Genomic DNA, 15,323 nt, shown 5'->3' with positions numbered 1-15,323 from the left:
TTAGTTTATTACTACGAAGTACATAAATCAATACAACTTATACCATCAAGAATGAGCGAATGAGGTATTTGGATTAGGGAAGTGATATATGTTAAACATTCTCTTCTTAATACATATGGAAGAAGAGAATGTTTAATATAGAATACAATATTCTTTATTCCTCATAGATATCGAATTCTGCAGAAACAGCTTTCATTAATTCTCCATCTTCGAAATCACTATCAGACATTGTAGAGAGTTTTTCTAAGTAGAGGTCGAATTGTCCATTTTTAAAAATGGTTAGCATTTTACCACCTTCTTTACAGCTAGCCGCATGCCATACGTTTGGAGGAACGGTTATGGTATCTCCAGGTTTTGCGATAACGGTCTCATCATCAAAAATTAATTCTACTTCTCCTTCTAGGATATAAAATACCTCGGTCATAATTTTATGATGATGTCTTGCCAGGTAGAAACCAGGTTTTAAGGTGTCTTCTACAAAGCATAATTCACCATTTGTTGTATCTGAAGAAAGTTTGATAAAACAGTGATCCTGAGAATAGTTATAGTTTTCTCCTTGTCCGTTTCTAATAATTTCTTTGTCTTTCATTTATGAATATTTTTAGTGAAACCAAATTCGTTTTAATGTGTTTTCTTTTTTCTGGATTAAATGGAGTATAAAACCAGCAATATGTAATAGTAATAAAAGGAACATCATTTTAGCAATGATATGATGCGATAGCATAATCGGATGAAATCCATCTGCATTGATTTCGGGTAAATCTTTCCAATTTCCTGATTGTAAAGAAGGTACTATTCCTTCCAAAACAAGTGATAGGAATCCAGATGTACACATCCAAAGAATAACCAGATAGAATCCATAATAAACACCTTTTCTTAGTTTTTCTCTGAATGATGTAGTTGGATACAAGTTCTTAGGTTCAGTATCGCTGAATAGTGCAATGATTCTGATAATTGTTAATAAAAATACCAAACTTCCCATTGAGAAATGCAATTGATATAGGAAGTATTTTTCTGCACTTACGGATAGGTGCTCCATTTTAATCCCTGTAAAGATGAGTCCAAAAATCAATACTGTAGAAACCCAATGAATCCAAATTGTTCGTTTGCTATAAGTAGAAAGTGATGTATCCATCGTCTTTTAATTTTGGGTTATAGACTGCTTATCAAATAAACTTTACCATTATACATGGGTTGTAAGTGATATGTTGGATTTTGACTTATCACATCCAAAAAGTGCTGTGTTTCTTTCATGTCTGCATTATCTACATAAACCAAAGTATCTTTATGGAAATTAGGTGCTAACATTCGGAATAGTGGTAGATAGAGATCTTTCCAACCATCTAAAACCAAAAGATCTATGGGTGTTTCATGATCTTTTAATGTTTTCATAGCATCTCCAATTTTTACGTTAATAAGGTGATCTACTTCAGCTTTTTTAAAAGTTGTGATAGCTTTTTGAGCTTTGGATTCAATGAGTTCGGTAGTTATTATAGAACCATCAGTTTCCATAGCACCTAATGCTAAGTATAAGGTTGATATTCCGAAAGAGGTACCAAATTCTACAATGTTTTTATAATTGTTTTTTATGATAAGTTGTGTTAGATCTTCGCCTTGCTCTTTGGAAATTGAAAGATATAGATCTTTAAAATCCTCGGGTTGTAAAGGTCTGATCACACCTTTTGAAACAGCCTTTATCATTTTGAAAAAATCACCTCTAGAATCGAGAAATAATTCATTTATTACTGAGTTGGCTTTTTCTTTGTTCATATTCATTTCCATGGTATCTTGTTTTAAAGGATAAAGACTGTTTTTAGGGATGTTTGTATACGTTAAGCTAGTTTAGTTCTGTTTTAGTTTAGGGTAATTGTAAAGGAAGCTCCTGGTTGAAATTCGAATCCTTCTCCAATTTCAACTACTAAAATATTATTAGCGTCAATTCTTAGGTTCACCGAACTGTTACTAGAAGAAAATCCTTTTACGTTTTGTGCTTCGTCAAAAGTTAAATAGTATCTGTCGAATGTATCAGGTTCTAATGTTCTAAATAAAGGCCCGTAGTTTGGATCGTTAGCCCCAGCTACTAGTTCAAAAGAAATACTGTTTTGATCGATGTCAATATCATACAACCCTAGTAAGTATGCCGGGAATTCAGTAGCATCACTGACATTTGCAGTTGCTTCTAAAGAACCTGCCGGTTGCATGAAAAGATCTTCAATAGCGGTTTCGACTCCTGACGTAATGGTAGCAGATTGAAATGTGTTTGCCACTGTTACACTTACTCCTGTATTGATGGGAGGTATGGTGTTATTATCATCATCACTATCGCAAGAAATAAATAGTGAAGTTGATACTATTGTTAAAAATAGAAATAGGGTGTTTTGCTTTAATTTTTTCATAATTAAGGTTTTAAAAAGTTTACGTTTGTTTTGAAATATTTGAATAGTAAAAGGGAATCTTGGTTTAGAATTTCCCGTTTTCGTTTTTCCAATCTGATTTTGCAGGTATGGTAGTTATTACATCCCAATGCTCTACGATAAGACCATTTTCTAGTCTAAATAGATCGTAGAATGCGGTAGGATCTCCTTTACCGAATTTCCCTTCGCTAACAGCTAATACGAAATCACCTTCTGCTAAAGTCATATGTACTTTATCGTATTCCATAACTAAACCGTTTTTAGCAAAGTATTCCATAGCTTCTCCAAATCCCTTTAATCCATCTGCCACTGCAGAATTGTGTTGTAAGTATTTTTCAGGATTGATATAGGAGGTTATCTTTTCATTTTGATGATTGAGTAATACGTCATTGATAAAGTTTTTTACGATAGTTTTATTAGCGGCAGTTTTATCACGATCACTAATTTCTGATGTTCCGTCTAATTGTGTTCTTCCACTTGGGTTAGGTGGAGTAATAGGAGCTAGGTTGTCCCAATGTTCTACGATTTTACCGTTTTCGAATCTGAAGATGTCAAAACCTACTTTTGGACCAAAAAAGTCATATTCGGTATGTGTGAATACATAGTCGCCATCTTCAAAAGCTCTAACCACTTTTGCTTTAAATCCACCTTCTGGAGCATGTTTCATTACTTCTCCAAAACCTGCTAATCCATCTGCTACATCTAGATTATGTTGGATGTATTTCTGCGGATTGATATAAGAAATTGGTGTTTGATCTCCAGTATTGAAACTGTTTAAAAGTTCGATTACCTTTTCTTTGTTACTCTTATGAAATGGTAATAATTCATAACGTCCCATGAACATACTAGATTGATCCATTTTGGACATGAATTCTTTGGCTGTCGGATCTGCCATAAAATCATTGATCGAAGCATCTGATGCTTCTTTAGTGGTCCAATATACTGCTACAGCTTGTTTTCCTTGTTCATTAACTCCAGTGAGTCTTTGTAAAAAACCATCCCTTTTTCCTGTGAAATCAGTTTCTACTTTTTGATTTAAGGTATCGAAACTATCTATATCCGTATCTGGTTTTAGATTAAAAGTCATTACTTCTACAAACTCACTTTTATCCGCGTTGAAAGTCTTATCCATTCCATAGCGTTCCATTTTCATTGTAGAACCATTGATCATTTTTGCGTAATCTGCGACAGATGGATCACTCATAAATTTATTCATAGATGCTTCTGCATCTTTTTGACTTTCCCAAAAGACGATGACTACATACTCTCCTTTTTCATTAATTCCACTTTGTCTTTTGATAAAACCAGGTTGTTTGCTGGTAAAGTTCGTTTCAATTTGTGCATCTCTGGTTTTAAAATCTAATGGGTCTACTGTTCCGTTAATTCCGAAAGTAGTTACTTCCATAATTGTTTTTGCTTCCTTTGACGTACCTTTTTTTTCTGAACATTGACTAAATAAAACAGCCAATAGAATTATTGAGGTAAGGTTGATTGCGTGTTTCATGTTACTGTATTTGATAATAATTAAAAGTTATCATCAAAATTAATTTACAGATACAAGAGTTAGATGGTGAATTTGATCCTAAATAGTGTCAAAATCGGAAAAATGTTAACGATGTGATTTTCTGAAGATTTCTGGTGAGGTTCCGACGTGTTTTTTGAAGTATTTAAAAAAATTAGCTGGATCATCGAAACCAGATGTATATGCAATTTCCTTTATGGATTCATTAGAACCAATGAGTAGTCTTTTGATCTGGGTAATCGCGATCTCATCAATGAAAGTTTTAGCGGGTTTGTTCAGTATAGCATTGACGATATTATTGATGGTTTTTGTAGAACATCCCATCTTATCAGCATAATACATTACTTTTTTATGTTGAAAGCAATGCTCTTCTACCAATTGTTGAAAGGATAAAAACTCTGCTAAGTATTTTTTCTTTCCTAATAACTGTTCATTTTTGAATTTAGTTCTAGACAGTTTTGTAATTACCATATGCAAGGCACTACGAGTTATACTAATAGAGTACTCATCTTTGATTTTATATTCTAATTGCATTTGATTAATCAGAGTGGAAAAATCGGAAAATGTAATATCATAAGGATCTAGTTGGATTTTGGGAAAGCTAAGCAATTCATTAAATAATTGAAACGATTTAATTGCTTCTAATTTGCTAAGATGACTGATAACAAATTCTTCTGTAAAGATTAATAAAAAGCCTTTCACGTTAGGACTTTTAAAAAACTTTTGAATTTGATCTTTTCTTATTAAAAGTATCGTGCCTTTTTGATACGGATAGTCTACAAAATCAACAGTATGAAATCCTTCACCTTCTATAATAAAAAGGATGATATAGAATTTAACGAGATGATTTTTGCAAATGTCATGATCTAGTTTTCTTGTTAATAGTTCTTCGATCTGAACAATTTCAAAATAGGATTTTGGATTCGTTTTGTTGTCAAATTTTATATGTTTTATGTCATTCTTCATTTTGAAATTTCAAATAAACATTATAACCATTCAGCATCAACTCCCATTTTTTTAAGGTCTGGAATTATATGTTCCTTTGCATAGCAAAGAGTTACTTTTTTCAGATTTGGAAATTTTGTAACGTCTTCAATATTTTCAATGTCCCAATAATCTTCCCATCCTTCGGCAAATCGTATCAGATTTAGGTAAATATCATTACCACCATCTTGGTAGATTTCAGTTACTTCTGAAGCTAATCGTTTAGGGATCGGTAAATCCCTGAAATACTGAGTTACTTCTTCAATAGGATCATACCCTTCTTCTTCGAGATCAATTTCTCTTTTGGAATACCATAGTACAAATTCAAATAGGTCAAATTTAGGTTGTATAAATTCTTTGGAATACATCAACTCTTGAACGATCGCTAGTTTGAATCCAAAATCTGTAAAGATAATTTCTTCTTCATCTAGTTTTCTAATAATGTATTTGTCTTTAGGTATTTGTTTTATACTTGTGCCTTGATAGCTTTTAATTTCAATGGCTTCAATAGAAGCTTGATCGGTACTAAACCAAACACTAATGTCATTTAAAACTAAAGCACCAGAAGTGTCTCCTTCAAATAGCTGTATTCTTTTATTCTTATGCTCTTTGTAGTAGGAAATAGCATCTTGATTTTTAAAAAGAAAACTTCCCGTGAAAAGTTGTTTAGGGGTAAAATCAAAATCTTCTTTTTGTAGTTCCAGATAGATGCTATCTATGTGTTGTTGATCTTTTGAGTATCCTAGAATGCCAAGATCATCCCAAGTATAAATAGTATTGTATTTTTTTTTATAAACTCGATATGGAACTTTTAATATTTCGTGTAAACTTTTAAAAGATATAGGGAAACTAACAGAGATATTGTTAATCAAAAAGCTATTCTCAATCAGTTTAATATTAATCATGGTATTGATTTATAAAGAAATTTAAAAACTTATAGTGGATTGTAATATTTGATCTCCCAGTTTTTATCTTGTAGATCTAAATATTGATAATGTATTTCATCCGTCTTATCAAATTCACCATCTTTATTTTTGTCTTGTACTGTTTTAATATACAGCCTGTTTTTAGAAGTAAGTATTTTCCAATTTATTAATTCCTCATAATCTGGAGTCAATTTTATAAAATCTGATCCATCAATCTTGCTAATGTACAAAGAGGTAATATCCTGATGATTTAATTTTTGATCCTTATTGGTATCTTGATCAATTACTTTATAGAGTAGATATTTTGATTTTGTTCTGTCGAAAACTTCTTTTAAAAATCTTACGGATGTTATGATGAGTGTTTTCTCGGTAAGTGGAATCATTTTTTCCGAATCTATATGTTGGAATTTTAAATTCGTAAGTTTTCCCGTTATTTCATAGTTTGAATGTCTTGATAAAACAAAATTTGTATTTTCATAATTTGACCTGAAGGAGATTTTAGATCTCGATCCATATACTTTTAGATACCCTATTGGGTGTATCAAATAATTAGTACTATCTATCTGAACTGGGAGATCGGCAGCTTCAATTAGTGTAGAGTCTTTTTTTAATTCTGTCGCTTCTTTATTTGGATCAGTATCATAGACTACTCTGGGTTTTTTATCATTTCCGCAGCTTGCAAATACTATTATCGAAAATAAAAGTAATATTGTTTTGTTCATTTTTTTAATCTTGAATATTAATCTATTTGAACTCGAACACCTTCTGAATGACTACTAAATTCTGGTGCATACATACTCTGAATAGTGGTAATTCCATTGGAGAAATTACCTTTATTGTTCACACGAAGATCATATTCAAATACATAGACTCCTTTTGGTAAATAGTCAAAGAAGAAATTAGTAGATGCATCTTTCGTGCTTTCATAATATCCTAGTCCATCTTGATATTTGTATTGTGATAGTACATTTATTGGCTCTAATCCAGAAGCACGCATATCTTTCATATGTACAAATTCCATAGCGCGATCAGATCGTAATTCAATACGTACTCTTACTAAGTCACCAAGTTGTAGTTTAGTTTTTTCGGTAATCTCTGTAATCTCTTCTCCGCGATCCGTATTTTTCTTTAAGAACAGTTTTTTCTTAAGTTTTAACGGAGTTTCTGCTGAGGTTATTTTGTCAAGGTTTTCGAAGTATTGCCAGTACAAAGCTCCCCAAGCGATTCCTTTTCCTTTTTTGGTAATTTTGGCAGTAGCCATATCCTTTTGGATTTCATTACCATTCCAGGAGGTTTTAAAATATCCTGTTCCAGCTTCTACTTTTACATCTTCGATCTTACTAGGATCAATCTTTTGATTCCCAAGTACGATTTCTACCATATCAGTTACAGATAACCAGTCACTACCTTGTAGCAGTAGGGCATATACAGCTTCGGTAGTGGCTTTTGTAGTTTTCCATTGATTAGTCTGTTTATTTTTTAATAACCAAATCTTTAGGTTGTCTACAATTTCTGTTTTTTTAGGTTCTTGCTCAATTTCAGAAAAGACTTCGATCATCAATGCTTGTGTTTCGATGGGTGCTTGGTACCAGTACCAACTACCTACATTAGATTTCCAGTACATTCCTAATTCTTCATTAGTAATACTTTTTTCATCTAGAGATCTGATGATTTTTGTAGCGGTGGTGGAGTCATTATTTCTATGCAAGATCAGCGCTAATAGTCCTTGAGCATATAAACCTCTTTTTAACCAATATTTTTTTGACTGCCCTAGGTAATACTCCCAAGCTTCATTGGTGTTTCTATTTCTTTTGATATCAGAAAAGAAACTACGCATATAGAGATAATGCATTTGGGTGTAACTCAAATGATCTTTATTGATATCAACATTATGTTTTTTACAATATCTTTTTAGTTCTTCATATTCATCTACAAACTCTTGGTCTAGATAGCGAACTGCTTTTTGCATCATTCCTTTGGTTTTACTGTCGTATTGCGTAACGCCAAGTTTTTTAAGATGCCCAAACCCTGAAGCAATATGTTGTGTGATGAATCTGTTTTCTCTTCCTTCTTTAAACCATGGAAAAGCACCAGATCCATATTGCATTTGTTGTAGTTTATTAATAGCGCGTTGCAGCTCATTATTCATTTTATTAAGATCAAAAAGTAAAGCTATGCGTTTCTTTTGTTCACTTTCGCTCTGCGCATCGCGTAGCCAAGGCGTCTCTTGGATGATTAATGATTTTAACTCTTGGTTCTTTTCTAAGTTACTTTCTAAAGCATCTGTGTTTTTCCATTGATTAAAGACTTCCTGAATTCTAGGATTAGAATTGGCAATATGACTAGCCAAAGAGTTTGCATAATATCTAGAAAATGTTTGTTCTGCACATTCATAAGGGTATTCCATTAAATAAGGTAATGCTTGCACTGCATACCAAGCTGGATTAGAAGTCATTTCTAACGTAAGCTTATGATTCTTTAAGGTGTTAGAAGTGTTATCCTTTAACTTATCTAACGTAAATGTCTTGGTCTGATCAGATCGAATCCACATTGGCAATGTTTCTGTAACCATCATTTTATTGGATAGAACGGGTAATACGTTTTGTTCTCCATCAGAAAATTCACCTGCTTTTGCTATGATTTTGTATTGTACTGTTTGTACATTATCCGGAATTTTTAATTCCCAAGAAATATTAGTGTTTCCTGTAGCTTTTACAGCAAATTCCTGTCGGATATTGTTGTTTTGTAAGTCTGTATCTATTGATTTTCCAGTGAGTGCATCGGTAAGTTGCAGTTCTATGATACCACTCAGATCTTTGGTGGAAATATTAGATACTTTAGAACTCAGAATGATTTGATCTCCTTCTCGCAAAAACCTTGGTGGATTAGGTAAGATCATTAATTCTTTTTGCGTAACCGTTTCTAGTAATTGCGTTCCCGCGTTTAATGTTTTGGTATGCGCTAATAATTGTACTTTCCATTTTGTTAATGCTTCTGGAGTCGTAAAATTAAAACTTATGTTTCCTTCATTATCAGTAGTTAATTGAGGAAAGAAAAATGCTGTTTCTTGTAGATTTTTACGGATTTTCACTCCTTCTAAAGAAGGGTCTTTTTTGTTATCTTTTATTTTTTTACCCTCTGTGAAATCTTCATATCCTGATTCTACGGAATCATTTAATGTTTGAACGATCTCTTCATTTTCTTCTACGTTAGATATTTCAGCTAATTTTGACATTTCCATTGGAGCAGCAGCACTTTGTTCCAATATTTCACTTCTTTTTCTTGCTTTAGCTCCAGTAGTAGCGAACCTATAATTATAAGAGTTTCCAAAATATAACCCAAACCAATTAAGCTGGTCATAGTATTGACTGGTAAAGCTAGTTTTCCAGAGTTTGTGAGGGTAGATATTGAATTTCCCTTTGGTAAAACTCTTATTAGCATTACGCTGAGAATACGAATAGAATACTGGTCTATTGATTGGGTTGAAATACCATTGGTGTGGTTTAAATTGATCCAAAGATGCATCGTACATACTTGCTAATAGTTCTGCAGATACTTTATCTCCTTTAGGTCCTTTGATAGTAAAACTCCAGGTTTCTTGTTGTCCAGGTTGTAGTTTATCCCTGAAAGTTTTAGTTTCTATAGATAACTGCGTTGGTTCATAAGGTACAGTAATAGGTATAGTACCACTCTGATACGCGTTATAGTTGGCAAAACTGTATGAAATAGCAAATCCTCCAAGATCAGTTTTGTTTACTGGAATTTTAATCGTTTTACTATTGTTAGAAAGTCTGATAATTCTAGTATCAACTTCTTGTTTGTTTTTTTCGATATCTAAGGTTATGACGATATCTTCAGAAGCAGAACTGATTTTTAATAAAACATCATCTCCAATGGCGTATGCATTCTTATCTGTAGTAATTTCGAAGAGTTTATTGTCTGCAATAGATTTTTCAGATTGATCGAATACATTGATATAGGTAATATCTTTTACTTCTTGTCCAAACTTATCTTTGGTTTTAAGTTCTATGATATATTTACCCGTTTCCCATTTTTTTAAGTTTTTAAGTCCTATTTCTGCGGTTCCTTTGGTATTGTCTTTCGTTTCTTTAGTATCGTATGATGCTTCTAAAATCGAATTACTTTTTTTCCAATTTCTAAAATCATCTTCATTCTGGAAAGCATCGTGAGGGAATAGTTTTTTAAACTCTTCTTTGGTGCTACTTTTGTAATCAGGTGCTTTCCATGGGCGCACTCTTAGCGGACATTCTGGAGCTTGTAATTTGAATATTGCAATGTTTCCACTATTTTCAACAAGCTCTCCATTTAGATTTCTAGTGGATACAGATAAAACTTGATCTTTTTTGGTTTTATCAATTTCCGAACTAATATTTAGAGAGGCTATCAATGCATGGTATCCTACATTTACATAGGTTGTAGTACTTCTGGTTTCTCCATTGATATCAGTGACATCCGCAGTTACTTTATAAGTAAAAGTAGGTTGATTTTCTTTAGAAACACTTTTGTCAGGTAATGCTGCAAAAGTTATTTTATATTCACCATTATCATTTGTTTTTGTTTCTCCGTGGGTAATTTCTTGTTCTTCGGATCCGTATGAAGGGAACCAATAACACCAACGAGGATATTGCACTTGTCTATATACACGATATACCACTTTGGCGTCGGTAATATTACTGCCTGCATATGCAGTTGCGGTTCCTGTTAAATGTATACTGTCATTTACTTTGTAGGTTTCGGTAACAGGATTAAATTTTGTTTCAAACTTTGGTCGTTTATATTCCTCAACCGATATATACGTACTGTTATAGCTATCCGTTTGAATCGTGTAATTACCTGTTAATCCGGATGAAGGTAAAATAAACTCTCCTGCAAATGATCCGTACTCATTAGTAGTGAAATTAAGAAGTTTTACTTCTTGTCCATTCATATCTATAAGTTTTGCAAAAGTGGCTCTGTTTGCTACAACTTTATGTTTTTCGTTTCCGGCAGAAGACATCATTATTCCTTTAAAATAAACTGTCTGTCCTGGCCTGTAAATACTTCTATCTGTGAACAGGAATGTAGTATATCGCGTAGTATTGTCAGGCTCAGAATCACCACCATAATGGTTTAGGTATAAACCATTGAAATAAGCAGTATCTTCTCCTTTGGTAACTGTAGCTAATACATTATAATAATATCCTTCTTGGGTAAAAAAAGCTTCACCTTTATCATTGGTACTAAGCTTTTTGTTTAATTGGTTTCTTCTTCTATCAGAAGTAAGTTGAATAGAAGCATTAGAAATGGGAGTCCCATTTGTTCTATCGATTACCTGAAATTTTGTAGCCTTGTTCGTTTTGCTTTCTACAAGAGTTAAGTCAGTTACCTGAAGATTACCAAAAGAGAAAGACGTATTAACACTAAGATCTTTAGAGGTAGATCCAACAATCATATAAGATCCTTGAGGCAATACAGGAACGTTAATCTCTATAGTATGATTCTGATAATCCTTTTCGTCGATCAGCTTAGAATCCCATGAAGTTATAGTAGATAACTTGTTTAAAAAAGATATTTTTTCTTTGCTTTGGTAAAGCTTGTTAAAGAATTTTAATTCACTTCTATTAATTTTTAAAACCTTAAAATACACCTGATCTAGATTTTTGTAATTGATTAGAAGTTTGGAAGGCTTATTTATAGGTATATAGCTTTCTAATGTTATACTATTAATGTTTGGATCCAGAATTTGTTCTTTTAGGTAAGCACAATTATTAGCTCCTCTGGATTTTGGATGTTTAGAAATAGCATTATCACATATTTCTATTGCTTTTTGTAATGTCCAGCGATGTGTTTCATTTTCTTTTGGGATGTATGTAGCTGCCTGTGTTTTATATAAATCGGCAATCTCATAATTGTATAAGGTAACTGCAGGAAATTGTTGGTGTTTTTCTTTTTCTGATAATAATGTGGTTAGCAGTAGTTCTTGTTTGTTGCTATAAATAGCATGTTCATACACGAATTTTAGACGTTCGATATTTACCTCGATCAAAGCAGCTGGTTTCTTATCTCTTTTATGAAAATTGATAAGGTTTTGATATATTTTTAAAGCATGAAATTGTAATGATAAAGAATCTTTTGTTTCTAGTTTTATTAAAGAAAATTGTTGGTGGTCTTTTAAATAGTCTGGAGAATCAATTTCAAAAGCATACGCTGGTTTAGTAATACTTGTTTCAGAGGTCTTGTAAAATGCCAACGCATTATGAGATAAAAAATCAAAAAGAGTAGGGCGGTATATTTTAGAATCTCCCGATTTTTCTAAGATATCATCAAACTTTGTCAAATCTGTTTGTTGGGCTAGCAAGCCATTATCTAAGGATTTCTGATAATAGAAATGAATTTCTGCAAACAACGTTTCTAAATCCCAAGTTCTAAAATCTTCTTTATCTACTTTTTCGGCAGTTTTAGTTCTGTTATAAAACAGCCATCTATGTTGCTGAAAATATTGCCAATATAAATTAGCAAGAATACTTTCTAATATATTTTTGCTAGGAAATTTGCTATTTGCAATTTCTTTTTTAAACTCCTTAATAATATTTAATTGTGCGTTTTCTTCTAAAACCAAAAGGTATTTGGCTTTATAAATCAGTGCTTTTGTAATCTGATTTGTATTATTAGCCTTTTTAGCTTTAGAGTGAATAGCTTCTACAATTTCTAATGCGGATTTAGGTAGTCCATCTTTATCAAAACTTTCTACTTTTTTCCAATCATCTTGGTAGTTATTATTGTTTTGAGCCATTGAATAATTTAGGTTTATTATAACGAGTATGAAAACAAGAATGATTCGTTCTTTCATCTGTTTGATTTTTTGTGTTTATTAAAACTCAGAGCAAGTCTTATACCATTTCATGATAATGTAAAAACTTACTGCTAGTAAATAACTTTATAAAGCTACATAATTGCAACGATAAATTAGGGAAAAGCTTATGTGGTTTAGTGTACTATTTAATTTATTGAGTTTTTAGGATTTTGTAAACTACTGGTTTTTAGAGTTCGATGACAAATTAAATAATGAATTCATGAGTAAGGATGTTAAAGGTGTACTACTTGTTTATGTTGGTTAATTATCGATTCATTTTTACTAATGATATCTTTTGGTAATTGCAAAACATAAGTGTTGATTTCGGTAATTTCTTATTTTATGATTATCTTTAAGAAGATTACAGGTTTAATTTTTCCCCACTTCGTAAAAAACTTTGATCAGGTAGAAAAGACACTAATTTATTTCAATTACTATAAACCAAATTTTCAACTATGAAGGGCATTATTATTTTTTTGTTAGTCGTTATCACTCTGGTAATGGGGTATAATCAATATCATAAATACCAAAGATTTCACCCTAAGAATGTAGCCTATGTATCCAAAGATACTGTAGATAATTCTTATCACGATCCGCAAGTTGTTATGAATTATTATGAAGCTATCGAAATGCTGAATGGATATATAATCTCACAATGGTCTACAAACCGTATAGACGTTAGAAATCCGAAAAAAGACAATTCAGCTACTCGATATGCTATTAACGAATATCAAAAGAAATTAGGAAAGGTGAAATATTATGAAGCTATCCTTATGCAATCTACAGTGTATAAATCTAAAGGATTATCTAATGATGAAATAAAATTGCTAGAGCAGAATCAATTATCACAAGAAGATATAGCAGAGAACAATAGCAAGGAAGCATTTTACGATTTATTTCAAAAAACAGTTTTGCAAAAAACATTAAAAACGGGAGATCGAGGTCCATGGGTGTATGAAATGCAAAAGCGCTTGGTCGCCAGTGGGTATACGATTGCCGTTGATGGGAATTTTAAAATAGAAACAGAAACGGCGCTAAAAGATTTTGAATACAAACATGAATTATTTCCGGATGGAATATTGGATGTTTTAACACTTCGCGAACTTTTGAAATTACCAGAAGAAGCTACAAGACCCTTATTGGCTACGCAATAATTTTACAGGAAAATCTGAAATTGATACAATCTACTCGTTATTTTAAAGTTAGTTTCTTTAATAATTAAAAGTAGGTTGTATCTTTACTTTTTAGAATTAAGAACACTATTATGCGCGTACATTTTATTGCGATAGGAGGGAGTGCTATGCACAACCTTGCTATGGCATTGCATCAAAAAGGATATAAAGTTACAGGAAGTGATGATGTGATTTTTGAACCTTCAAAATCACGATTAGCTAATCATGGTTTACTGCCTGAAACTTTTGGTTGGTTTCCTGAAAAAATAACTAAAGAAATTGATGCTATTATTTTAGGAATGCACGCCAAAGAAGATAATCCAGAGTTACTGGAAGCCCAAGAACTAGGATTGAAGATATATTCTTATCCAGAGTTTTTGTACGAGCAGTCTAAGAATAAAACTCGTGTTGTGATTGGTGGTTCTCATGGTAAGACTACTATTACTTCTATGATTTTACATGTTCTACACTACCATGATAAAGAAGTAGACTATATGGTGGGAGCTCAATTAGAAGGTTTTGATACGATGGTTCATCTAACGGAAGAGAATGATTTTATGGTGTTAGAGGGTGATGAATATCTGTCCTCTCCGATAGATAGAAGACCAAAATTTCATTTATACAAACCAAATATTGCATTACTAAGTGGGATCGCATGGGATCATATTAATGTGTTCCCAACTTTTGATAATTACGTAGAACAGTTTCGGATTTTTGTAAATAGTATCGTACGCGGCGGAAGTATTAACTATAATGAAGAAGATCCTGAGGTGGTTAAGGTAGTTGAGCATTCTGAAAATCAAATTAGGAAAATACCTTATACTACACCCGATTACCGAGTAGAAAATGGGGAAACCTTATTAAACACACCTGAAGGTGAAATGCCTATAGAGGTGTTTGGGGCTCATAACTTAAGTAATTTGGCAGGAGCAAAGTGGATTTGTCAGCATATGGGTATTGATGAGGATGAATTCTATGAAGCAATTGCATCATTTACTGGTGCTTCTAAAAGACTAGAAAAAATAGCAGAGAGCAATACTGCAGTGGCCTATAAAGATTTTGCACATAGTCCTTCTAAAGTAAATGCTACTACAAAAGCAGTAAAAGAACAATATCAAGACAGACAACTAATAGCATGTCTAGAGCTACATACATATAGCAGTCTAAATGCAGAGTTTTTGAAGGAATACGAGGGAGCGTTGGATGCAGCAGATCAGGCGGTTGTTTTTTATTCACCTCATGCAGTAAAAATTAAACAGTTAGAAGAAGTATCCGAAGAACAAATTGCTACAGCATTTAACAGGAAAGATTTATTAATCTATACAAATCCTGAAGAGTTTAAGGAGTATCTTCATCAAAAAGATTTCGCAAATTCTGCACTATTGCTTATGAGTAGCGGTAATTATGGTGGATTGAATTTTGATGAGGTAAAGGGGTTGATATAATCTTCTT

The 15,323-nt window shown here is 32.4% G+C and carries 11 protein-coding genes; 2 read left to right on the top strand and 9 right to left on the bottom strand.

Going from position 1 to position 15,323, the window contains the following annotated elements; all coding sequences use genetic code 11:
* Nucleotides 1-154 precede the first annotated feature (154 nt).
* The 9 genes from Q1B37_RS18230 to Q1B37_RS18190 all read right to left on the bottom strand — a co-directional run bounded on the left by Q1B37_RS18230 (nucleotide 155) and on the right by Q1B37_RS18190 (nucleotide 12,696).
* Entirely contained in the window at nucleotides 155-589 is a 435-nt protein-coding gene (locus Q1B37_RS18230; RefSeq protein WP_299608477.1) for a cupin domain-containing protein, read from the bottom strand.
* A 12-nt stretch (nucleotides 590-601) separates the two neighbouring features.
* The gene (locus Q1B37_RS18225; RefSeq protein ID WP_299900958.1) at nucleotides 602-1,135 is read right to left on the bottom strand and encodes a cytochrome b/b6 domain-containing protein; all 534 of its coding nucleotides are present in this window, start codon (nucleotides 1,133-1,135) and stop codon (nucleotides 602-604) included.
* Between the two features lie 17 nt (nucleotides 1,136-1,152).
* Nucleotides 1,153-1,782, bottom strand: a complete 630-nt coding sequence (locus tag Q1B37_RS18220) for a class I SAM-dependent methyltransferase (RefSeq protein ID WP_299900955.1) — start codon at nucleotides 1,780-1,782, stop codon at nucleotides 1,153-1,155.
* Between the two features lie 71 nt (nucleotides 1,783-1,853).
* Nucleotides 1,854-2,396, bottom strand: coding sequence for a hypothetical protein (locus Q1B37_RS18215; RefSeq protein WP_299900952.1), 543 nt, complete (start codon nucleotides 2,394-2,396; stop codon nucleotides 1,854-1,856).
* A gap of 64 nt (nucleotides 2,397-2,460) precedes the next feature.
* Nucleotides 2,461-3,918 carry a hypothetical protein gene (locus Q1B37_RS18210; protein WP_299900949.1) on the bottom strand — a complete coding sequence of 486 codons (1,458 nt, stop codon included), beginning with the start codon at nucleotides 3,916-3,918 and terminating at the stop codon, nucleotides 2,461-2,463.
* A 105-nt stretch (nucleotides 3,919-4,023) separates the two neighbouring features.
* Entirely contained in the window at nucleotides 4,024-4,902 is an 879-nt protein-coding gene (locus Q1B37_RS18205; protein ID WP_299900946.1) for an AraC family transcriptional regulator, read from the bottom strand.
* A 20-nt stretch (nucleotides 4,903-4,922) separates the two neighbouring features.
* Entirely contained in the window at nucleotides 4,923-5,825 is a 903-nt protein-coding gene (locus tag Q1B37_RS18200) for a hypothetical protein (RefSeq protein ID WP_299900944.1), read from the bottom strand.
* A 29-nt stretch (nucleotides 5,826-5,854) separates the two neighbouring features.
* Nucleotides 5,855-6,568: a hypothetical protein gene (locus Q1B37_RS18195; RefSeq protein ID WP_299900942.1), complete on the bottom strand. Its 714-nt coding sequence runs from the start codon at nucleotides 6,566-6,568 to the stop codon at nucleotides 5,855-5,857.
* 17 nt (nucleotides 6,569-6,585) lie between these two features.
* A complete protein-coding gene (locus Q1B37_RS18190) occupies nucleotides 6,586-12,696 on the bottom strand; it encodes an MG2 domain-containing protein (protein WP_299900940.1) in 6,111 nt (2,036 codons plus the stop codon).
* A gap of 458 nt (nucleotides 12,697-13,154) precedes the next feature.
* Here Q1B37_RS18190 and Q1B37_RS18185 point away from each other — a divergent pair, with 458 nt between their 5' ends.
* The gene (locus tag Q1B37_RS18185) at nucleotides 13,155-13,853 is read left to right on the top strand and encodes a peptidoglycan-binding domain-containing protein (RefSeq protein ID WP_299900938.1); all 699 of its coding nucleotides are present in this window, start codon (nucleotides 13,155-13,157) and stop codon (nucleotides 13,851-13,853) included.
* 110 nt (nucleotides 13,854-13,963) lie between these two features.
* Nucleotides 13,964-15,316, top strand: coding sequence for a Mur ligase family protein (locus Q1B37_RS18180; RefSeq protein ID WP_299900935.1), 1,353 nt, complete (start codon nucleotides 13,964-13,966; stop codon nucleotides 15,314-15,316).
* The last annotated feature ends 7 nt before the right edge of the window (nucleotides 15,317-15,323 follow it).

This window comes from uncultured Aquimarina sp., assembly GCF_947492965.1.
In the GTDB taxonomy this organism is placed as follows: Bacteria; Bacteroidota; Bacteroidia; order Flavobacteriales; family Flavobacteriaceae; genus Aquimarina.
This window is presented reverse-complemented; position numbering and strand designations above follow the sequence as displayed.